This is a genomic window from Pseudomonas sp. Irchel 3H9 (genome assembly GCF_900187495.1).
GTDB lineage: Bacteria > Pseudomonadota > Gammaproteobacteria > Pseudomonadales > Pseudomonadaceae > Aquipseudomonas > Aquipseudomonas sivasensis.
Window position 1 is genome coordinate 20,001 of record NZ_FYDK01000013.1, and the last position, 19,564, is coordinate 39,564.

Genomic DNA, 19,564 nt, shown 5'->3' on the forward strand with positions numbered 1-19,564 from the left:
CGGAAGCTACACACCTTCAGGAGCCCCTCCCATGAACCTCGAACACCTCACCGAACGTCTTCACCGCATCCGCGATACCAACGACTGGAAGCAGTTCCACAGCCCTAAAAACCTGGCCATGGCTGCCAGCGTGGAAATGGCCGAGCTGGTGGAAATCTTCCAATGGCTGACCGAAGACCAATCTCGCCAGTTACCCGCTGACAAACTCGCCCACGCCGGCCAGGAAGTCGGCGATATCGTGCTGTACCTGCTGCTGTTGTGCAGTGAGCTGGGCCTGGACATGAATGAGGTGGTGCGCGCCAAACTGGCTGACAGCGAACGGCGGTTTGCCCATGAGTGATCGTCATTTCGACCAGTTGGCTACACGCTTTGCCGAGAAAATCTACGGCGGTGCCAAAGGCGCAATCCGCCTGGCGGTGCTTCAGGCCGACCTGGCCGAAGCCCTGCCGGAACGCCCGTTGCGCGTGCTGGATATCGGCGCAGGCCTGGGGCATATGTCGCTGTGGCTGGCCGAGCGCGGCCACCTGGTGACCCTGGCCGAACCCGCCGAGCCGATGCTTGAGGGGGCGCGCCAGCGCTTCGCCGAGGCCGGGCAAACGGCGACCTTTATCCAGGCGCCCTGGCAAGACCTGCTTGGCCAGCTCACCGAACCTTACGATCTGGTGCTGTGTCACGCGGTGCTGGAATGGCTGGCCGAACCCCATGCGATCCTGCCGGTGCTGCACCAGCTGACCGTGCCCGGTGGCTGGCTGTCCCTGGCGTTTTACAACCGTGATGCGCTGATTTATCGCAACCTGCTCAAAGGCCACTTCCGCAAAATGCGCAAGAACGACATGGCCGGCGAAAAGCAGAGCCTGACCCCGCAACAGCCCCTCGACCCCCGCGAATTAGCGGCGCAACTCGACGGGCTTTGGCAGGTCGAAAGCCAAAGTGGCGTGCGGGTTTTTCACGACTATATGCCGGTGGAATTCCAGGCCCGCGCGGATTTACAGGACCTTGTAGAGATGGAACTCGCTCACCGTCGTCACCCAAGCTTTGCCGGACTTGGGCGTTATTTGCACTGGATCTGCCGTCCGGTTTAAGCGGCCCAGCCTGCGGAGGTCGAAATGCGTCGTCTCTGTTTGATTTTGTTATCCCTTGGGCTGGGCGCGTGCTCCAGCCCTAACCCTTATGTGGCGGCTTCTGCTCCCATGCCACCGGCGCCGGCCCAGGCAGCCACTACGTTCGATGCCAGTGCGTACCCTGCGCCGGTACGCGACTACGGGGCCTACCGTAATTGGGCCTGGCGCAACGGCCAACTGCCGGCGGGCTCGGCATGGGCCGATTCGGCGCAGATTGCCGAAGCCGTCAGCGGCGCCCTCGACCAGCGTGGCCTGCGCCCTTTGCACGACAACCGGGCGCCCGACCTGCTGGTCAGCGCGGATGTGCGCCTTGAGAAGCGTCTCAAGCAAGTCCAGGACGATTATGGCTACGGTTACGGCGGCTATAACCGCTACGGCAATGGCTATGGCATGTACAACTCGGCGCCGATCGTGCGCACCTACGAGGTGACGGTTGCGGTGGTGCGGGTCAACCTGTTTGATGCCCGCAGTGGTCAGCCCGTGTGGAGCACCAGTGCCGAAACTGCCAGCCAGGGCAGCCTCAGCGAACGTGCTGACGCTTTGCGCCAGGCCGTGCAAAAGGCCATGACCGCTTACCCGCCCAGTTAACCGCTATTCTCATTTCAAGCGCAGTTCGCTCTTTGGAGAAAACCATGTTTCGTCGCATCGCTATGCTCGCTTTTGTCGTGCTGCTGGGCGGTTGCCAGACCAACCAGGTCAACCACGATTTTGACGCCAGCCGAGACTTCGGCGCCTACCGCAACTGGGCCTGGAAAGATCCGGCCCTGCAATATCGCCCAGATGATCCACGGATCAAGAGTGACCTCACCGAACAGCGCATCCGCCAGGCGGTAGGCGAGCAACTCGACCAACGGGGCCTGCGCCCAGCCGCAGCGGGCACCAAGGCTGACCTGATCGTTCAGGCCTACCTGATCGTCGAAGACCGCCAGCAACAAGTCACCACCAATTACGGCGGCGGCTGGGGCGGCCCGTGGAACGGCTACTGGGGTGGGCCGATGTACAACGAAACGCGCAACATCACCTACAAAGTGGCGACCATCCAGATCGACCTGCTCGATGGCAAGGACGGCAAACTGGTATGGCGCGGCAGTGATGAACAAATGATGGGCAGCACGCCCAACCCACAGGACCGCAACAACGCGATCCGCACGACGGTGACGCACATCCTCTCCAGCTATCCGCCGCACTGACTTCAGCCGCCGCGATTTGTGGCGCTTGGCCAGCGCACATTCCAAGCCTTGTCTACACTCCACAGCACCTACGGAGAGTAAGCGCTAAGGAGTGCTCGATGTCTCCCGGACTTCGTTGCAGGCAGCGTGGTGCGATCGGCTTGATGGCGGCCTTGACGCTCGGTTTGGCGTTGGTCTTCTTACTGCTGGTGGTCGACAGCGGGCGGCTCTATCTCGAAAAGCGCAAGTTGCAAGGCATTGCCGACATGGCCGCGCTGGAAGCGGTCCAGCGCAATGGCGATTGCCTGGCCGCGAACAACAACACCGCCACCACCTACGCCGGCGCCAGTGCGGTGCGCAACGGCTACATCATTCCCCCCGCCAATGCACTGGACGTGCGCTGTGGTTCGTTGACCACGGCGGCTTCGAATCTACGGGTGTTTTCCGCAGATGCCACCAAGCGCGATGCGATTCAAGTGATCGCCTCGCGCCCGGTGTTGACCAGTGTCGCCGGTGGTATCTGGTCGATGTTCAATGGCGGCGCCTACAGCCTGACCACCCTGTTGACGGCCAAGGCCGTGGCCGCGCCGAAGATTTTGCCGCCCCAGGCGCAATTGACGATCAAGTCCACGTTGGTGACGGTCAACTCCACCGATTCCGCCGCGCTGAACCTGCTGTTCGGCAAGTTGTTGGGCGGTAACTTGTCGCTCGATGTGGCCGGTTGGCAGGGGTTGGTGGACACCAATCTCAACCTGTTGAGTTACCTGAACCAGTTGGCACTGAACGTGGGCGTCCAGGCGGGCAATTACGACGAGTTGCTGGCCAAGAACCTCAAGCTCGGTCAACTGATCGATGCGGCGGTAACCGTGCTTCAAGCCGGGTCGGGTACCGCGACGGTGGCCGCCTCAGGGCTTACGAAGATCAATGCATTGGTGGGCAATCTCGACGTGACGCTGGGCAGCCTGTTGCAATTGCAGACAGGGGCTGTGTCCGCCGGGCTTAACACCACGTTGAACGCGTTCCAGCTGGCTGAGGCTTTTGTGCAATTGGCCAACAAGAAGAACGGGGTGGTGGCTGCGGTGCCTGTGACCATTCCCGGTGTGACGGCGAATCTCAAGCTCAAGGTCATTGAGCCGCCCATACTGTCCGCGATCGGTGACCCCACCTATGCCAAGAATAGAACCGATGCGAGTACGCGGATTTATGTGCGCACGGCGCAGGTAAGCCTGGGGCTGACAGTGACGCTGCCGGTACTCAACATCCCTGCGGTGAATTTGGTTGTGAACGGCTTGGTCGCTCCGCTTACGGACGTGCTGAACAATTTGCTCAGCCTGAACCTGGCCGGGACTGTCAGTTCGCTGCTGTGTGCCGTGGGAGGCGTTCCTTGTCAGACCACAGACTTGAGGCTGCTGTCTTCCGCCACTAACCCGCCGGTTCCCAGTGTGGATGTGATTCTTGAGCTGGGCATTGCTGAAAGCTATGTCACAGGGTTTACCTGCGCGAGTGACGCGACCAAAACGCTGACCACCCAAACCAATGCGTCGGTGGTGAGCATCAAAATCGGCCAGAGCCCTACCCTGATCGATTCACTGGGAGCCAGCCCGCCGCTGGCGGCCGTGCCACCGCTGCCGGTGATCGATATCGGCGCGGTGACGTGCCTCAAGCCGCTGCTCGGGCTCGGCCCCACCGTCTGCGATTACCCTAATCGCAAAGCGTTTTATGGCGGGGGGATTGGGATGCTTATCGACCCCAGCGTGGGCTCAGTGACTTCGGCGGGTGGCGCTTACACCTACAACCAGCCACCAGAGATTAAGCAGCCACCGCTCTATCATTCGCTATCGACGGCTAGCCTGGTGACGTCCCTCGGACAGGCTTTGCAAACAGGGCTGAAATTCCAGGTTTACAAGCCCACGGGGTTCAATCTGCTGGGCGGGTTATTGGCAACCAGTGCGACGCTGCTTAACGATTTGAATAGCACACTGGGTAACGTCATCGGCACTGTCCTTAGCCCAATTGTCGACCCGCTGGTAAACGGCTTGCTGTCCACCTTGGGCATCAACCTCAACAAAGTTGAAGTCGGCGCCAACCTCAGTTGCAGACCCCACGGGCAAGCGGCATTGGTGCTTTAAGCCTCCACGATCGGTAACTCCACACAAAACCTGGCGCCTTCTGCGCCGTTGACGACGCTCAGCCGGCCGCCCATGTTTTCCACAATTCCGTAGCTCACCGACAACCCCAGCCCCGTGCCCACGCCAATCGGCTTGGTGGTGAAGAACGGTTCGAAAATCCGTTCCAGCAGGCGAGGGTCAATACCGCCGCCGTTGTCCTCGACCCAGATCCGCACGTGGCGGCTGTCGTGCTCGCAATGCAGTGCGATCCAAGGGCGCAGTGCCGGGTTATGTTCGCGATTGCTCAGCAGTGCATCACGGGCGTTGACCATCAGGTTGATCAGTACTTGTTCCAACTGGTCGACGTAGCCTTTGACCTGCACGGTGAAGTCCACCGGGGTGACGCGCAGGTCCATGCCTTTGCCCTTCAAGCCTTCGCTGAGCATCGACAGCGTGCCCTCCACCGCCTGTGCCGGGTCGAAGGGCTGCTGCTCGATTTCCGAGCGGCGCCCAAACACCCGCATATGGTCCACCACCCGCGCCGCGCGCAGCACTTGGGCGTCGATGCGCTGAAGTTTTTCGGTGAGGTAATCGACGTCTGCGTTGCCGCTACTCAGGCGCTTGAGCACGTTGACGATGGCCATGCGCATCACGTTCAGCGGTTGGTTGATTTCATGTGCCAGGCCCGTGGCCATTTCGCCGAGGGTGGCCATCTTGGCGCTTTGGGTCAGCTGTTGCTGGGAGCGGCGCACTTCCGTGTTATCCCGGCCTACGGCTTGCACTTCCACCAGCGCGCCGCGCTCATCAAACACCCCGCGGTCCGACCAGACCCACCAGGCATGCTCGCGGCCAGGCAGTTCCAGGCTGATTTCGGCGGTGCTGACCGGGAACTCCGGAGTCAGTTGGTTGATGCGCTGCTCAAAGGCTTGGCGCTGCTCTACCGACAACCAATGCCCCAGGTTCATCCCCGGCAGCTGCGTGGGCAAACATTCCAGATAGTTGGCCAGCGGTGTGTTGCCGAAGGTCAGGGTTAGGTCTGGTCGGTAGCGGCAGATCATGGCCGGGGAGTCTTCCACCAGGATGCGATAGCGCTCTTCGCTCTTTTTGATCTGTTCGGCGGCCAGGGTCGCTTCGGTGACGTCCAGCCATAGCCCTACGGCCTCTACCGGTAGACCCAGTTCATCGCGCAGCAGCTTGGCTTCGTCGAGCAACCAATGGTCTACGCCGTGTTTATCGCGAACGCGGTAGCGGCTGCGCACGTTGCCTTCGCGAAGCAGTTGGCGAGTGCGCTCGAAGTAGAGGTCACGGTCATCGGGATGAATCCATTCGATAAGACTGGCCGGCGTGCATTCTTCGAGGGTGCGGCCGAGTAGAGGCAGCAGGCTGTCGCTGAAAAACAGCGGCTGCAGGGTGCCTTCGACATACCGTTGTACGTAGATGATTGCCGGTGAGCTGGCGATCAGGTTGTCCAGCCTTGCGTGAGCGGCGGCGGCCTGATGCTGCTGGTTTTTTATATCGCTGATATCCAGCATGAAGCCGATCAGCCGCCGTGTGCTTCCCACCCCTAACGCTTGGCCTTGAACGCGGTACCAAAGGGGGGTTTGTGCGGCGTCCATACGATGCAGACGTACGCTGGTGGACACCGGTTTGCTCGCTGTCTGCAAGTCTTGCAGGCGACTGGCGAGCTCCTGGCGGTCAGCGGGGTGGATCAGCATCAGCCACTCTGTCAGGGCCATGCGCGGGGTGCTGTGGTTGGGGCTCAGGTGCTGTAACAACTGCGGTGCCAGCTGGATCTCTTCAGTGTCTGGTTCGAGTTCCCACCAACCGGTGCCCAGTAACCCCTGCAACGCTTCCAGCCGGTCAAGTTGCTGCTGATGACGCTGCTCGCGAAGGCGGCTGAGTAATGGGGCGGCGATGGCGGCGGTCAGTTGGAGCCAGTCACGGTCACTGGCCTTTTCTTCGCCGCGATAAAACCCGCAAAGCAGCCAGGCGGCAACGCCATGGTCGTCACGGTAGGGCACCAGGAAGCCTGCGGCATTGTTGAAAATGCCCTGCAAGCGCGGGTGCTCGCTGTGGCCATGGTTCAGGCTCAGGTTCAAGGGGGTCTTGCCGTCGAGGCTGTCCAGCGCGGTTCCCAGGGGCTGTCCGTCGTGCCACAGGGCAGGTGCATCGTGTGCGCGATAGTGGCTGTGGATCAACCAACCCTGCTCCTGGCTATCGAGCAGGGCAATGGCGACACAGGGAATCTGCAAGCATTGCGCAATGCTTTGCAGGTTGTCTTGGAGCTCCTCGGGCAGGCGCGCCAGGCTGCAAACCCACAGTCGCTCACTGATCTGGGCACTCAGGTACTGATTCTGTTCGCGGGTTTCAGCTTGATTGCGGTGGGCAATCAAGTCGCCGATGTCGAGCAGTTGTAATACCCAGCCATCACCTTGAGGTTGAATCCAGCCTCGGGTTTGCAGGACGCGCCCCGCATGCGCCTTGAAATCCAGGTCCAGGGTTTGTCCTTGCCAGTCGCCGGGGCAGCCCTCGATCACCACGGCGCTGTGGGCATCTACATAGTCCAGCAGTGGCATCGGTTGTTGCGGGTCGGTTGTTTTCGCCAAGCGATGGCGCAGCGCGCCGTCGGTTTGCAGCACGCGACCCTGATTATCCAGATAAATGTGCAGGCCGGCGTTCGCGGGGGCGTGTGCTGGCGAAGCAGAGATACCCGGAGGGCGGCCCAGGAGTCGATCGAAAAACCTTTCCCCCGAGTTCAAAACTGCAGGCTCGCTTGGGCCGAGAGCGTCGTAGGCAAGTTGGGCACAGTGCCGAAGCCCGGCAGGACCAGGAAGGGCAGAACGCTCTTGAGGTTGTCGGAGGGGTAATTGATTCGTACGGTCAGCATCCCGGTGCCCGAATAGTCTGCTGTGACATAGGCCGGTACGAATTTGAAGGCCGGCGGCAGCCACTGCAATTGCGCCTGGGCGGCACTGATCGCGCGGGTTTTCAGCGCATCGGTGTAGCCAGGCGTCGTAGGGTCAAGCGCCACGCCGCGTCTTACACCTTCTGCCGTTGCCTGGTTGAACGATTGCAGCAGCAGTAACGGCAGGCTGTAACTGACCAAACCATAAAACACGGCAAAAAAAATCATGAATACCATCGCGAACTCAAGCGCGGCGGCACCTTTCTGTTTTCTAGGGAGGCCCTTTTTCATGACTGCGTCTACCCTGACAACCACTACCTGATATCAGCATAGAATCATTCAGCGAAAAGGGATTTTTTTTACGTGATTCATAGCCTGTTGCTGTTTGTTTGGCTGGCGTTATGCGCCGTGCAAGATATCCGTCAACGCCAGATCGCCAACCGCCTGACGTGGGGTGGGCTGCTGCTGGCGTTGGTTTATTTGCTCTGGAGCGGGTCCACCTGGCTAGGGGCATCCGCTGCCGAGGGCGGATGGGCGTTTACCCTGGCGCTGCTGTTTACCTTGCCCGGTTATGCCTTAGGTCGGCTGGGCGCGGCGGATGTGAAGTTATTGGCGGCGTTGGCGTTGGCAACCAACAGCCAGTACTTGCTCGGCACGTTTGTCGGCGCAGGGCTGGCGAGCGTTGCGTGGTTGTTGGTGGCGCCCAGGATGTGGCCGCTGATGAATCAAGGAGTTAGAAGCGCTCTTTGTCACCTTGAGCCGCAGGCGTCAAACAAACAGCCATTTGCGCCCTTTTTATTCGTCGGATTTGTACTCGCTTGGGCTTGGATCCCATTAGTCGTGACGTAGCCTAGTGCTATGTACATAGTAAGAAAGTACGTCTACGTTTAAGGGTGAGTTGTACGGAAAATAAGCGGTTGGAATGGAACGGTTGGTCTTTGGCTTGCCCAGGCATGGAGTCGCGCGTGAACAAGCTTACCTCTCTAGTGAAAGTGCTCGTTGTCGATGATCAACCTTTGATCGTGGAAGAGCTGTGCGAATACCTCGAAAGCAGCGGCTATCGCTGCATCCCATGCCATTCCAGCCTCCAGGCTGTAAAACGTTTCAGCGAAGACGCTGACATCGGCCTGGTGCTGTGCGACCTGCATATGCCGGAAATGGACGGTATCGAGTTGGTGCAGGCGTTGCAGCGTTTGGCCGGTAAACAGCGTGCCTTTGAATCCATCATGCTGACGGGGCGCGCCGACAAACAAGATGTCATCAAGGCCCTGCGCGCAGGAATCGCGGACTATTATCAAAAACCGATCAATCTCCCCGAGTTGCTCGAAGGGTTGCAACGTCAGGAGGCGGTGCTGCAGGAACGGCATAAAAGCCTTGAGCTGGGGCACCTGAACCAGAAGCTGCAATACCTGTCGGCGTCCATCGATGACCTTTATCACGATCTCGACAAGGTGCGTAGCAACCCTCAATCCTCCATCAGCGCCACTGAGGCGCAGGGGGAGGGTGAAGCACTTGATGTTGAGATGCCGGTTATTTTCAAACAGCTGTCACCGCGTCAATTGGACGTTGCACGGCTGGTGGGCAAGGGGCAGACCAACTACCAGATTGCCTGTGAGCTGGGCATCACTGAAAACACGGTGAAGCTCTATGTTTCCCAGGTGTTGCGCCTCACCCATATGCATAACCGCACGCAGTTGGCGCTGGCGCTGTCACCGAGCAATTCGGCGATACGCCAGCGGGTGACCGCCCACTAGTTGCTACCGCTCGGCGAGGTACCGCCTTGTTTCTGATCGTAGTACTCAGGAATAGGGTGCTTGTAGCTCTCTATCAGGCGCAGCATGGCGCCCTCGCGTTCAGCGGGGGTCGCCTTCTGCGGCTTGGACGACGCCAGTTGGCCGCTGACCTGCAGCTGTAGCCAGCCTTCGGTCTGTTTCTGTTGAGGCGAAGACGGGCCGGGCTCAATGGCCATGGCGGTCAGGGGCAGCGTTGCCAGCAGCAGGTTGGCGAGCAATGCGAGTTTCATCTGGATTCTCCCTGATTGACTGACTTGATAGGCGCCTGCAAGGCATCTCTGACCGCCGCTATTTGATCCTTGGCGGGCGACGCAGGCGAACGCTTGAGTTGCTGCGCCCGGGCCTGGGCCTGGCTGACTTGAACGGGGCTCAACCCCATGCGACTGACCACTTGCGCGGCCTGCCCCCAGTTGTCCTGGTAGATCAGCAGGGTCACCAGGTTAATGGCGGCCAACTGATTGCTCTGGTTGAGCTCCATGGCGGTGAGGAACTCGAAACGTGCATCGTCCATACGCAGTTGGTTGAGGTAGACCACTCCTAAGTCATTGCGGATTTTTTCATCGGTAGGCGAGAGCTGGGCGGCCCGTTGCAAATGGGCCAGGGCTTTACCGTTGTCGCCCTTGGCGACGGCGAGTTGCCCGAGTCCATGTTCGCCTTCAGCCGACAAGCATGTACCCAGCAGGGTTTTGTACAACGGCTCTGCGTCGTTGCGCCCTAACAGCCGGTAGACCTTTGCTTTGCGCAAGCGTACTTGAGGCAAGGAGTCCGGCAGATTTTGCAGATTGGCCAGGCTGGCGTGCAGCTTGCCGTCGTTGGCCATGTCGTCGGCGAGGTTCAGCGAAAGCTCCTGGTCGGCGCTGGGCTTGGAGCAACTGCCGTTAGCGGCGAACCCGGACCAAGGCGTCTGGCCCAGGTTCGCGCAGCCGCTCATGAGCAACAAACTGCACGCGGCAATCAGTGTTTTCATCAGTTGTCCTTTCAAGGCCCCATGGCCTTCGAGATGGCGATAAAGCCGGGACCGGCCAGTACGATCAGTAACGCCGGAAACAGAAAGACCATCATGACCACGGACATCTTGGCCGACATCTTGGAAATGTATTCCTGCATGCGCGTCAGGCGCCGGTCGTCCAGCAGTTGCTTGAGTGCCTGCAGCGACTTCATTGCGCCGCCGCCCTGATGCAGCAGCTGTTGCAGAATCGTGCAGGTGTCACTGAACTCATCGACGCTCAGCATCAGGCTGGTTTTGTTCAACTCTTCGCCAAGCTCCAGGCCCGAGTCCACCCTGGCCAGCACAATGCGCAATTCCGAAGTGAGTACCGGCAGCAGCTTTTGCGCTTCTTGGGACATCACGCGCAAGGTTTGCTCAACGGCCATGCCGGATTCAAACAGGATGCGCAGCAGCGGAATGAAGGTCGAGATTTCCCGGGTGATCTGCTCCTGGCGCCGTTTGGCCAGCGACGCGAGCACGCGCTTGGGCAGCAGGTAACCGGTGGCCAGCCCGAGGAAGGGCGCTAGCCAAACGGGGTCCGCATCAGGGAAAAACACGCTTTGTATCAGCAGCGTCAGGCCCAGCAGTACCAGTGGCGCGCCCACTTGGCAGGCGGCGAACATCGAGCGCTGCCCGGCCTTGCGCCAGCCAATACGGTTGAGCAGGGTTTGGGTTTCGTTGTCGAGGCTGATGGTGCGTTGGCCAATCCGGGTGTTGCCCAGCGTGCGCAACCATCGGCCTATCTTGTCTTCACGCTCGGTCTCGCCCTGCAGCCGAGAGGTGACCACGCGCTGTTGACGACGGTGAGCCAGGACGTTACCGACCAGCAGTAACGTCGCCGCGAAAAACAATACTGCGCTGATCAACATGGCCATGTCAGACGCTCCTCAGCATGCGCCACAGGGCGATGCAACCGAAGACCTGCATGGCGAAGGCACCAATCAACATCCACCTGCCGCTGTCATCGGCCCACATACCCACCAGATACGTTGGGTTGGTCACCAGGAAGTAACCGGCCACGCTGATCGGCAGCAACGCCAGCACCACGGCGGTCACGCGAGTCTCCCCCGTCATCGCCCTGAGTTGGCGAGCGCCCTGGTCCCGTTCGCGGATCATTTTGATCAGGTTTTCCAGCAACTCGCTGGCGTTGCCGCCATAGCGATGATTGACCTTCAACCCCAGCGCAAAGAGGCGCAGCTCATCCTGTTCGTAAAACTCGGCAAAGTCGTGCACCGCATCCGGCAGGCTGACCCCGAGGATGACATTGCGCTTGATGCGTCCCATGGACTTCTTCAGCGGGTCATCACTGGCTTCAATGCCACCCAGCACGGCGTCCGCCAGCGTGCGGCCGGATTTGAGGCTGCGTACGGCGTGATCCAGCAACTGAGGCAACTGCTCAATCATCCGGCGCAAACGGCGTTGATAGCGCAGGGCCAGGTAGAACCGCAGGATCAGGGGCGGCAGTACGACCATCGTCAGCAAGCCCAGCCATTCGGCAGCCAGGAAACCGAGCGCCACGCCAAAGCCCCAAAGCATGAGCCATAGCCCCAGGCGTTCGGTGGGCTTGCCCAGGCCGGCACGGATGAACATACGTTCAAGGCTGGTCACGACGGCCTTGTCATTCACTGCCTTAGGTTGGCCCTGGCCCAGTCGCTCCATCACACGCTCGGCCTGTGCCTGGCGCAAGCCACTGCGCATCATGTGCGTCGCCAGCAACAGCATGCCCAGAGAGATCAATGCGAGCAGGATCGGACCGATCATCAGGCGGCTCCTACAACGGCAGCGGGATTTCGCGGCGCAGTTTGTCGCCGGCGGGGTTGATGGCTTCGCGCAGGAAACCGAAGCCGGTGCGTTTGTCATGCCGGAACAGTGTGTTGGTGACGTACACGTCATCACGCACGCCCACGACTTCCACCACTTCACTGACGCAACGGCGACCGTCGGGCAAACGCGTCAGTTGGATCACCACATCCAGTGCCGCGCAGATCATCTGGCGCAGGGTTTTCTCCGCGACCACGCGGCCGGTGAGTCCCACCAGCGTCTCCAGGCGCAGCAGCGCATCCTGTGCGTTGTTGGCGTGCACGGTGCTCATGGAACCGTCGTGGCCGGTGTTCATTGCCGTGAGTACGTCGAGCACTTCCACGCCACGAATCTCCCCCAGAATGATGCGGTCCGGGCGCATCCGCAGGGCGTTGCGAATCAGGTCGCTGGCCTTCACTTCGCCGTGCCCTTCGGCATTCGGCGGGCGGGTTTCCAGGCGTACTACGTGGGGGTGGCCCAGTTGCAGTTCGGCCACATCTTCGATGGTGACGAGCCGCTCATGGGGGTTGATCAGTTGGCTCAGAATGTTCAGCAGCGTGGTTTTACCGGTGCCGGTACCGCCGCTGATCAAGATGTTGCAGCGCTTGCCCACGGCCTCTTGGAAGAACTCGAAAATCAGTTGATCGATGGTCTGCATGGCCATCAGGTCGCTGCTTTTGAGCATGTCCTTGCGAAACTTTCGGATCGACAGGCAGGGCCCGTCCAGGGCAATCGGAGGAATGATCGCATTGACCCGACTCCCGTCCGGCAACCGCGCATCGACCATGGGTGACGACTCATCCAGTCGTCGCCCCAAGGGTGCGAGGATGCGTTGCATGACCCGCTCCACATGGTGGTCGTCGATGAAACGCAGGTCGCTTTGGTGCAGCAGGCCGTCGCGTTCGACGAACACTCGGTGGGGGCCGTTGACCAGGATTTCAGTAACGGATGTATCGCGCAGCAGCACCTCAAGCGGCCCGAAACCGGTGAGTTCGTCGACGATTTCTTCTGCCAGGCGCTCCATTTCATAGCGGGAGATTGCCAGGTGCATGCGGGTGATGTACTCGGCGACTTTATCCATCACAAATTGCGCCAAAGATTGGCGCGTGCCTTCCAACAGGTTTTTCCCCGACTCCTCTATGGCATCAATGATGTAGCGGTGCAGGACCAGTTTGAGGCCGTCGTGATCGGTGTTGTCGACGGTGCCGCGTAAGGGCGAACCGAACAGTTTATCGCTGCTCATTTCGTACTCCAGAGACGGGTAAGCCAGTTGGCCGGTGGTTTCTCAAGGCCTTCGGAGCGTTTGGCCAGGCGCTCGCCAAGGGTGCGCAGGCCTTGGGTGAGCGGCTCGCGGGGTGATAAAGCAAATAAGGTCTGGCCCTGATTTTTGGCATTCAGGCGGATTTCCGCGCTCAGGGGCAGCACGGCAATCACTTCCAGGCCGAAGGTCTTGCCCAGCGCCTCGGCCTCCGGTGCGGCGCCTTTGATATAGCGGTCGACCAGCAGACGGCCGTGCTCCAGTTTCATGCCTTTTTCACGCCAACGATTGAGCACCGCCAGGTTGCGTCGGCAGTCGAGCACGCTTTGATCGGTGCACCACAGCAACTTGTCGCAATGGCTGACGAAGGTGCGCAGCGCTTCGCTGTCCGGCTGGCCGGTTAGATTGACGACAATGTGCTGGAAGTGTTGGCGCAGTGCGCTGAGCAGCATGTACAGCTCGGCAGCGCTGGTTTGCTCCAGCGATTCGTCGCCGTCGGTGTAGGCCAGAATGCGCAGACCAGCCTCGGCCGAGGTAAAGGCGCTGTTGATCAAGGTGGCATCCAGGCGTCGTAAGTGGCGCAGGGCATCACCGAAGTGAAACGAGCTTTCCAGGCCCAACAGCGCCAGGCTGTCGCCCCGAGGCAGCCCCAAATCCAGTACCAGGGTTTGCTGCCCGCTTTTTTGCACCACTTGCGCCAGGTGGGTGGCCAGTAATGCGCCGTCGGTACCGCACTGGGTGCCATAGAGCACCGTCAGGCCACCCAGGTGAGTGGTGTGGCTGACCGTCGGCAGGCGCTTGCTCAGGCGTCGAACCAGGCCGGCCACTTCACTGGAGCGCGAGCCATAGGCGACAAAGTCGCGGGCGCCGGCCCGCATGGCATTGAGTACGAGTTGATTGTCCATGCCGTCGCCCAGCGCGACGATGGCCAACATGGGTTTGGCCTCCAGTGCCCCTTCAATCAGCGCACATTGCGTGGTGACGTTTTCACGGTCCAAGCCGATGAAGACCAGGTTGGCGAAGGTCACGTCGACCAGTGCCAGCAGTTCGTCCAGACTGCCGCCGCCGGCACTGACCACTTGGCCCAACGGTGCAAGCGCGCCCTGAAGCCACTCCAGATCGGTGCTGTTACGCGTTATTGCCAGAAACGTTTGGCTCAGGCTTTCGCTCATTGGGACAGCCCCGTGCGACGGTCGAAGTTGCCATTTTCAAGGAAAAACAGGCGGTACCAATTTGGGTCGTAGCTGCGCAGCTTTTCGCCGGGCAGGGACGGCAACTGCGCATCGGCCGCCAGGGGTTGTACGAGGTGGGGGGTGACGATCATCAGCAACTCTTTTTCCTCGCGGCTGATGTTGGAATCGCGGAAGAACGCACCCAGGATCGGGATGTCGCCCAGGCCGGGAAATTTGTTGATGGTGGAACGGTTGTTGGTACTGATCAGGCCACTGATGACGAAGCTTTCGCCATCGGCCAGGGACACGCTGGTGTCGGTGCGACGCACAGTGAGTGCGGGTACCTGAATGCCCTGGATCTGCACGGCGTTGCTGTAGTCCAGTTCGCTGACCTCCGGTGCGACCTTGAGGGTGATGCGGTTTCGATCGACCACGGTGGGGGTCAGGGTCAACCGAATACCAAACTCCTTGTACTCGATGGAGATGGTGTCGCTGCCGGCGCTGGGCACCGGAACAGGCACTTCGCCCCCGGCCAGGAACGTTGCGCTTTGCCCGCTCAGGGCGACCAGGCTGGGTCGCGCCAAGGTGTAGGCGAAACCGCTGCTTTCCAAGGCATTGATCATCGCCGACACGCGCCCGCCGCCGAAGCCGATATTGAAGTTGGAGGCGCTCACCGGCAGAGCCAAGGTGTTAGCGCTGGGCACCGCGAGGTTGGGGCTGCCGATCAGGAAGTTTTTGCCAATCCCCAGGATCGAGGTGCTCGCCTCCTTGAGCTTGGTGCGACTGACTTCGACGAAGCGGATATCGGTCTGTACCTGGCTCGGCAGCAAGGGGTCGTCCGAGGGGGACAGCGACAAGCTGGTCAACGCTGAAGTGGCTTTGCCTTTGACGAACACCATGCTCTGGCGTGGGGTGTTAGAGCACGCGGTCCAGATCATAAGGCTGGTGGCGCCTTGGGAGATGCCAGTCAGCAGGAACGCCTGGTTGCCGTTGACTTGAACGTCGGCGATTTTGGGGTCGCCGACCGCCAGGCGGGTAATGGCAACCGGGGATTGCATGGCTTGTTGCATGCCTTCACCGACTTCGAGCGTCGCAGGAAGCTTGCCCAGGCTGGCGCAGTTGCCCGGTGCTGCCTGTGCGAGCGCGATGGGCAGCGTCAGGGTGACGAGGGCCCAGAACGCTCGTGAAAAAAACCTCAGGGAACGACTGCTCATTCAAGGCATCCTTAGCGCTATCTGGGCGTTTGTTGAGTAACCTGGTTGCCGCGTATCACCTCGACACCCGAGCGACGTGGAGCGCTGGTGGTGGCCGATGGGCTGAAGTTGCTGGTGGGTGGTGCAGTAAAGGCCAACTGATTGAACTGGTAGAGGTCGCGCTTGGCGTTGTCGAGGTTTGCCGCTGATTCATTGGTGCCCGACCAGTACTGGCTCAAGCGTTGTTCGTCAGCGCTGCGCAGGGCCAGGCGCATTGCACCGGCTTGCGTGGCAAGCACCAACCGACTCATCAGTTGTTCTGGAACGGCCAGCAACACGGTGCGCGCACTGGCACGGCTCTGTTGTTGCTTGGCTTTGTCTTCGGCCGTTGTTGCTACAGGGGAGCCGGGTTTACCGTCATTGGTCAGCCCGAGTTGGTCACCCACTCCAAGCAGGCGAAGTGCGGGGACTACGGTTTGCGCCGAGGGTTGCGGGTTACCGTTTTCCTGGCGCAGGTACAGCATCACGTCAACATAATCACCCGGGTTCAATTGCCCAGCGGCGCCGGTTACTTCATCCACGGCAACGGCCAGCGCGCGTTCGTCAGAGCGGATCATCCGGGCGAGGCTTCCGCCAGCCTCGAAGCTTTGTTCGGTCAGCCAGGTTCCGGCTTCCAGGCTGCGCCAAGGCGTGCGTCCGATGGCTTGCTCCAGCGTGGTGAGGCTGCCAGCCGGTGCAGTGCGCAGTTTTTCCAGGGTCAGGTCGGCGGCGGTGAGGGCGACGAAGGGCGGCACGTCGTGGGCCAGTACCACCACGGGTTGACGTGTCGGGTCTTCGACGGGGGCCGTTGAAGAGGGGGTGGCAACGGGCTGAGCAACCACGGCGGCCGCCGGTTCCGGACGGCTCAACACGAGGCCCCAATAACCGGCAATCAGCGCTCCCAACAAGAGCAACCCGGCCAGAATCATACTGATGCGACTGCTCATAAAGGCTCTCCCTTTCCCACTGCAGAACCTGCTGTCTGGTCCATCCAGCACTGCGCAATCAGTTCACTATCAAGGTCTAACTATTTCGCTATTTGAAGGTAGTTCAGCTAGGACGAAATGCCATTACTCCTTGGAAAATTTCTCTTCATTAGTGGGAAATAAGGTTCTTCAGGCGTCATCGATTTGGCTACTACTTTGTGATTAGTCGCTTATTACAGTTGTTGGGAGTGGATTTGCCGACAATGCTCTAATGGCACAGCGAGATCATGCTGTAGCCCAGCTACATCAGCGCCCGGAGCGCAAAGGAGAAGTCAAATGTTCCTTGACGTCATTCGCAAGGTGTTTATCAAAATCCAGATTTTGTCTTACGGAAGAGAGGGGGCCTCCGGTATCGAATATGCAATTGTCGCGGCGATGTGTGCAGCGGTGATCGGGCTGTTCATGACGCCCATCAGCACTAAAGTGAAATCCATTTTTACATCGATCCAGACCGGTATCGGCGCTGGCACTTGAGCTTTTAACCCTTGTTGGAGAGTCACATGTCAGCAATTGGCAAGGTGTTCTTAAAGCTTCAACTGATGGTCTGCGCCAGGGATGGCGCTTCCGGTATTGAGTACGCCATTGTGGCTGCCATGTGTGCAGCTGTGATCGGTATCTTCATGACGCCCATCAGCGACAGAGTCACTGCGCTGTTCAAGTTGGTCGAAGCCAGTATCTTGTCCACTTGATCAATGGCGCGATACGACTACCCTGAGTGCACGTTTAGTATCAGGATCCTTACATGAGCCCCATGTCGTCCCCCCGGCAACAAATCCTGTTAGTGGACGACGAAGAGGACGCGCTGATCGAGCTCGCCGAATCCCTCGGAAACGAGGGGTTCGTGTGCTTTACGGCAACATCCGTCACCTTCGCCCTGCAAGAGTTGACACTTCACCCCGATATCGCCTTGGTCATCACCGACCTGCGCATGCCCGAGGAAAGCGGTATCTCCTTGATCAAGCGCCTGCGCGAACACACCTCACGCTCGCACCTGCCGGTGATTGTGATGTCCGGTCATGCCGAAATGGATGACGTCAGCGACATGCTGCGCCTGCAGGTCCTGGATCTGTTTCGCAAGCCGATTTACCTGGTGCGGTTGATTGATACGTTGGACAGCTTGTTTCCTCTCAGCAAACGGTAGGGCTTTTGGGGACTGCTGCGCAGTCGAACACGAGCAAGCTCGCTCGCCACAACAAGCCCTCTTACCACAGCAAACTCGTCTGCCGCAGAACTCCGCTCAGCCTAAACTGAGCGCTGTAGGCCTTGTCAGAGTTGATAGCTGAAACTCAACGTATACCGCGGCTGGCGGTTGAGGCTGTCGAGGGCCTCGTCCGACATCGGCTTGGCCGCTTCGAGCGCGATGTTGTAATACTTCGCGTCGCCAAAGCGCAGGCCCACGGCGGCTGAAGACAGGTTGTTGCCTTTGATGGGCTGGTCGTTGAACCAGGTCTTGGCACGGTCGAACACGATGTAGGGTTGCAGGATTCTCACCCACTCGCCGGCACGGTTGTAGCTGTAGTTGACCTCATAGGCCATGCCCCAGCCCTTGTCGCCCGAGCCTTGATCATCGGGGTAGCCACGACCGAAGTTCTGCCCGCCGAAGGTGGCGCGCTCGCTGTCGGGCAAGGTGTCGTCACTCCAATAAAGCGCTCCTGACAGCACGCCCTGAACGTTGCCGAACAGCTTGTTGCTTTGCACGCCCGACAGGCGCAGGCGGAAGAAGTCCAAGTCAGGTTTGAGGCCTTCGAGGTCGCTGCGTGTCTTGGCGCCCATGCCGTCGATGCCTTGGTACAGCCCCGCGCTGAGGATGCGCAGTTGGTCGGCGTCGGCCTTGCGCCAGTCGCCTTCGAACGCCACGGCGCGCAGGTTGGTTTCGATGTCAAAGCGCTGGGGGAATCCCACCAGTTGATAGCGGGTTTTCTGGTCGACCCCATAGAACCGCGTGCCCAGGGTCAACGACTCGGTGGGCGAGGCGATCAGCGGGTGGCTCAGGCCAATGGAGAATCGGTCGATTGCCTGATGGGGCTTGAGTTCGAAGCCGCCGCCCAGTTGCAGGTTGGTGCCGGGGTCGGCGCGATAGCGTTCACCGGATAGCACCAGTTGGGTGCCCTCGGCATTGACGAATTGGCTGTAGGCGGCGCGGTAGTAGTGTTCTTTGTCGTCGCCCGGTGGGAACAGGCCGCTCACGCTCAGTTGTTCACCCATGGCGGTCTGGGAATTGCTGGTGGCGGTTAACAAGGCTTGCGTGCCGCCACGACTGGCTTGGTTGAGGCTCATGCTGGTGGTGAAAGGCTTGCGGCTGGCAGTGATCTGCATGTGGGTGCCGCCGTCGGTGGTGCCAGGTGGCGGCACTTGCGCTTGCAAGGTGACGCCGGGGATCGCGCCCATGAGTGTGGTGTAGCGCTCGAAGGTTTTACGGGTCAGTGGGCGCTCGGCCTTGAGTTTGTCGGCGAGCTTTTCGACGTAGGACGACACTGAGCCAATATCGCCTTGTACTTGGTAATCGCGGATATAACCCTCCACCAGAATGACGTGCACCAGGCCGTCATCGAAGCGTTGCTCCGGCAGGAACGCATAGGACAGCAGGTAGCCGTCTGCCTGGTAGCGCCGGGTGATGCTGCGTGTCGCCTCGATCAATTGGGCCAGGTTGGTTTCGTGGCCGATCAAGGGCTCGAACGCCAGGGCAACGTCGTTGAGCGGGTAGACCGTGCCGCCGTCGATCTGCAGTTTGCGAATGGTCACCTTGGTGTCCATCAGCAACGGTTGCGCCTCACTCGCCGCGGGGGTGGGCAGCTGCGTTTGCGGGGTGTTCGGGCGGTAGGCATCGGCGGGCAGATTGGGCACCGGCAGGTTGCGGATGGTGTCGTTGCTATTGAGGAAGCTGGGCAGGGTATCGGCGTGGGCGTAAGCACTGAGGGTGAGCAATAACAACGGTGTCAAAGCGCGCATAGGACACTCCATGGTCAAAGCAGCAGCGTTTCGCAGGTGCCCGCCGGGCTCTGAAGGCGCGGTTCGGGTGTTTTTCAGGGGCC

General features: G+C 60.1%; 21 protein-coding genes. 10 read left to right on the top strand and 11 right to left on the bottom strand.

Features of this window, described 5'->3' with window-relative positions:
- Positions 1–31 precede the first annotated feature (31 nt).
- The 5 genes from CKW32_RS27505 to CKW32_RS27525 all read left to right on the top strand — a co-directional run bounded on the left by CKW32_RS27505 (position 32) and on the right by CKW32_RS27525 (position 4,419).
- Positions 32–340, top strand: a complete 309-nt coding sequence (locus CKW32_RS27505; protein ID WP_003188211.1) for a MazG-like family protein — start codon at positions 32–34, stop codon at positions 338–340.
- Entirely contained in the window at positions 333–1,082 is a 750-nt protein-coding gene (locus CKW32_RS27510; RefSeq protein ID WP_032887143.1) for a methyltransferase domain-containing protein, read from the top strand. The genes CKW32_RS27505 and CKW32_RS27510 overlap by 8 nt, the downstream gene beginning before the upstream one ends.
- 24 nt (positions 1,083–1,106) lie before the next feature.
- On the top strand, positions 1,107–1,709 hold the full coding sequence (locus CKW32_RS27515) for a DUF4136 domain-containing protein (protein ID WP_032887142.1): 603 nt from the start codon (positions 1,107–1,109) through the stop codon (positions 1,707–1,709).
- Between the two features lie 44 nt (positions 1,710–1,753).
- On the top strand, positions 1,754–2,311 hold the full coding sequence (locus CKW32_RS27520; RefSeq protein ID WP_032887141.1) for a DUF4136 domain-containing protein: 558 nt from the start codon (positions 1,754–1,756) through the stop codon (positions 2,309–2,311).
- A gap of 98 nt (positions 2,312–2,409) precedes the next feature.
- On the top strand, positions 2,410–4,419 hold the full coding sequence (locus CKW32_RS27525) for a pilus assembly protein TadG-related protein (RefSeq protein WP_095186490.1): 2,010 nt from the start codon (positions 2,410–2,412) through the stop codon (positions 4,417–4,419).
- Here CKW32_RS27525 and CKW32_RS27530 read toward each other — a convergent pair.
- Both CKW32_RS27530 and CKW32_RS27535 read right to left on the bottom strand, forming a co-directional pair.
- Positions 4,416–7,157 (bottom strand): ATP-binding protein, encoded by a 2,742-nt coding sequence (locus CKW32_RS27530; RefSeq protein WP_095186491.1) that lies wholly within the window; start codon positions 7,155–7,157, stop codon positions 4,416–4,418. The genes CKW32_RS27525 and CKW32_RS27530 overlap by 4 nt on opposite strands.
- A complete protein-coding gene (locus tag CKW32_RS27535; RefSeq protein WP_032887137.1) occupies positions 7,154–7,594 on the bottom strand; it encodes a TadE/TadG family type IV pilus assembly protein in 441 nt (146 codons plus the stop codon). Before CKW32_RS27535 ends, CKW32_RS27530 begins: the two co-directional genes overlap by 4 nt.
- A 72-nt stretch (positions 7,595–7,666) precedes the next feature.
- Here CKW32_RS27535 and CKW32_RS27540 point away from each other — a divergent pair, with 72 nt between their 5' ends.
- Both CKW32_RS27540 and CKW32_RS27545 read left to right on the top strand, forming a co-directional pair.
- Positions 7,667–8,152 (top strand): prepilin peptidase, encoded by a 486-nt coding sequence (locus tag CKW32_RS27540; RefSeq protein WP_177434329.1) that lies wholly within the window; start codon positions 7,667–7,669, stop codon positions 8,150–8,152.
- A 116-nt stretch (positions 8,153–8,268) separates the two neighbouring features.
- Positions 8,269–9,057 (top strand): response regulator transcription factor, encoded by a 789-nt coding sequence (locus tag CKW32_RS27545; RefSeq protein WP_032887159.1) that lies wholly within the window; start codon positions 8,269–8,271, stop codon positions 9,055–9,057.
- On the opposite strand, the gene CKW32_RS27550 is transcribed toward CKW32_RS27545, so the two are convergent.
- From CKW32_RS27550 to cpaB, 8 genes are read right to left on the bottom strand one after another with little or no spacing between them, the layout of a single operon-like run.
- On the bottom strand, positions 9,054–9,326 hold the full coding sequence (locus CKW32_RS27550; RefSeq protein WP_032887136.1) for a DUF3613 domain-containing protein: 273 nt from the start codon (positions 9,324–9,326) through the stop codon (positions 9,054–9,056). The two genes, CKW32_RS27545 and CKW32_RS27550, sit on opposite strands and share 4 nt — an antisense overlap.
- Positions 9,323–10,063: a lipopolysaccharide assembly protein LapB gene (locus tag CKW32_RS27555; protein ID WP_032887135.1), complete on the bottom strand. Its 741-nt coding sequence runs from the start codon at positions 10,061–10,063 to the stop codon at positions 9,323–9,325. The genes CKW32_RS27550 and CKW32_RS27555 overlap by 4 nt, the downstream gene beginning before the upstream one ends.
- Positions 10,064–10,074: 11 nt before the next feature.
- On the bottom strand, positions 10,075–10,959 hold the full coding sequence (locus CKW32_RS27560) for a type II secretion system F family protein (protein ID WP_095186492.1): 885 nt from the start codon (positions 10,957–10,959) through the stop codon (positions 10,075–10,077).
- Position 10,960: 1 nt separating this feature from the next.
- Positions 10,961–11,845, bottom strand: coding sequence for a type II secretion system F family protein (locus CKW32_RS27565; protein ID WP_032887133.1), 885 nt, complete (start codon positions 11,843–11,845; stop codon positions 10,961–10,963).
- Positions 11,846–11,855: 10 nt separating this feature from the next.
- Positions 11,856–13,127, bottom strand: coding sequence for a CpaF family protein (locus CKW32_RS27570; RefSeq protein WP_032887132.1), 1,272 nt, complete (start codon positions 13,125–13,127; stop codon positions 11,856–11,858).
- On the bottom strand, positions 13,124–14,314 hold the full coding sequence (locus CKW32_RS27575; RefSeq protein WP_032887131.1) for a pilus assembly protein: 1,191 nt from the start codon (positions 14,312–14,314) through the stop codon (positions 13,124–13,126). Before CKW32_RS27575 ends, CKW32_RS27570 begins: the two co-directional genes overlap by 4 nt.
- A complete protein-coding gene (locus CKW32_RS27580; RefSeq protein ID WP_095186493.1) occupies positions 14,311–15,528 on the bottom strand; it encodes a type II and III secretion system protein family protein in 1,218 nt (405 codons plus the stop codon). Before CKW32_RS27580 ends, CKW32_RS27575 begins: the two co-directional genes overlap by 4 nt.
- Positions 15,529–15,545: 17 nt before the next feature.
- The gene (gene cpaB, locus CKW32_RS27585) at positions 15,546–16,493 is read right to left on the bottom strand and encodes a Flp pilus assembly protein CpaB (protein ID WP_095186494.1); all 948 of its coding nucleotides are present in this window, start codon (positions 16,491–16,493) and stop codon (positions 15,546–15,548) included.
- A 315-nt stretch (positions 16,494–16,808) separates the two neighbouring features.
- On the opposite strand from cpaB, the gene CKW32_RS27590 reads away from it, so the two are divergent.
- Genes CKW32_RS27590 through CKW32_RS27600 form a run of 3 tightly spaced genes read left to right on the top strand, consistent with a single transcriptional unit; the run spans position 16,809 to position 17,673 of the window.
- Positions 16,809–17,006 (top strand): Flp family type IVb pilin, encoded by a 198-nt coding sequence (locus tag CKW32_RS27590; RefSeq protein WP_095186495.1) that lies wholly within the window; start codon positions 16,809–16,811, stop codon positions 17,004–17,006.
- Positions 17,007–17,032: 26 nt separating this feature from the next.
- A complete protein-coding gene (locus CKW32_RS27595; protein ID WP_032887127.1) occupies positions 17,033–17,221 on the top strand; it encodes a hypothetical protein in 189 nt (62 codons plus the stop codon).
- Positions 17,222–17,274: 53 nt separating this feature from the next.
- Entirely contained in the window at positions 17,275–17,673 is a 399-nt protein-coding gene (locus CKW32_RS27600; RefSeq protein ID WP_032887125.1) for a response regulator, read from the top strand.
- A 125-nt stretch (positions 17,674–17,798) separates the two neighbouring features.
- Here CKW32_RS27600 and CKW32_RS27605 read toward each other — a convergent pair whose 3' ends face one another.
- Positions 17,799–19,481: a ShlB/FhaC/HecB family hemolysin secretion/activation protein gene (locus CKW32_RS27605; protein WP_095186496.1), complete on the bottom strand. Its 1,683-nt coding sequence runs from the start codon at positions 19,479–19,481 to the stop codon at positions 17,799–17,801.
- Positions 19,482–19,564 lie beyond the last annotated feature (83 nt).

Coding starts and splice junctions, on each gene's coding strand:
- CKW32_RS27505 (WP_003188211.1), top strand. CDS start 32: ATGAACCTCGAACACCTCACCGAACGTCTTCACCGCATCCGCGATACC.
- CKW32_RS27510 (WP_032887143.1), top strand. CDS start 333: ATGAGTGATCGTCATTTCGACCAGTTGGCTACACGCTTTGCCGAGAAA.
- CKW32_RS27515 (WP_032887142.1), top strand. CDS start 1,107: ATGCGTCGTCTCTGTTTGATTTTGTTATCCCTTGGGCTGGGCGCGTGC.
- CKW32_RS27520 (WP_032887141.1), top strand. CDS start 1,754: ATGTTTCGTCGCATCGCTATGCTCGCTTTTGTCGTGCTGCTGGGCGGT.
- CKW32_RS27525 (WP_095186490.1), top strand. CDS start 2,410: ATGTCTCCCGGACTTCGTTGCAGGCAGCGTGGTGCGATCGGCTTGATG.
- CKW32_RS27535 (WP_032887137.1), bottom strand. CDS start 7,594: ATGAAAAAGGGCCTCCCTAGAAAACAGAAAGGTGCCGCCGCGCTTGAG.
- CKW32_RS27550 (WP_032887136.1), bottom strand. CDS start 9,326: ATGAAACTCGCATTGCTCGCCAACCTGCTGCTGGCAACGCTGCCCCTG.
- CKW32_RS27555 (WP_032887135.1), bottom strand. CDS start 10,063: ATGAAAACACTGATTGCCGCGTGCAGTTTGTTGCTCATGAGCGGCTGC.
- CKW32_RS27560 (WP_095186492.1), bottom strand. CDS start 10,959: ATGGCCATGTTGATCAGCGCAGTATTGTTTTTCGCGGCGACGTTACTG.
- CKW32_RS27565 (WP_032887133.1), bottom strand. CDS start 11,845: ATGATCGGTCCGATCCTGCTCGCATTGATCTCTCTGGGCATGCTGTTG.
- CKW32_RS27570 (WP_032887132.1), bottom strand. CDS start 13,127: ATGAGCAGCGATAAACTGTTCGGTTCGCCCTTACGCGGCACCGTCGAC.
- CKW32_RS27575 (WP_032887131.1), bottom strand. CDS start 14,314: ATGAGCGAAAGCCTGAGCCAAACGTTTCTGGCAATAACGCGTAACAGC.
- CKW32_RS27580 (WP_095186493.1), bottom strand. CDS start 15,528: ATGAGCAGTCGTTCCCTGAGGTTTTTTTCACGAGCGTTCTGGGCCCTC.
- cpaB (WP_095186494.1), bottom strand. CDS start 16,493: ATGAGCAGTCGCATCAGTATGATTCTGGCCGGGTTGCTCTTGTTGGGA.
- CKW32_RS27590 (WP_095186495.1), top strand. CDS start 16,809: ATGTTCCTTGACGTCATTCGCAAGGTGTTTATCAAAATCCAGATTTTG.
- CKW32_RS27595 (WP_032887127.1), top strand. CDS start 17,033: ATGTCAGCAATTGGCAAGGTGTTCTTAAAGCTTCAACTGATGGTCTGC.
- CKW32_RS27600 (WP_032887125.1), top strand. CDS start 17,275: ATGAGCCCCATGTCGTCCCCCCGGCAACAAATCCTGTTAGTGGACGAC.
- CKW32_RS27605 (WP_095186496.1), bottom strand. CDS start 19,481: ATGCGCGCTTTGACACCGTTGTTATTGCTCACCCTCAGTGCTTACGCC.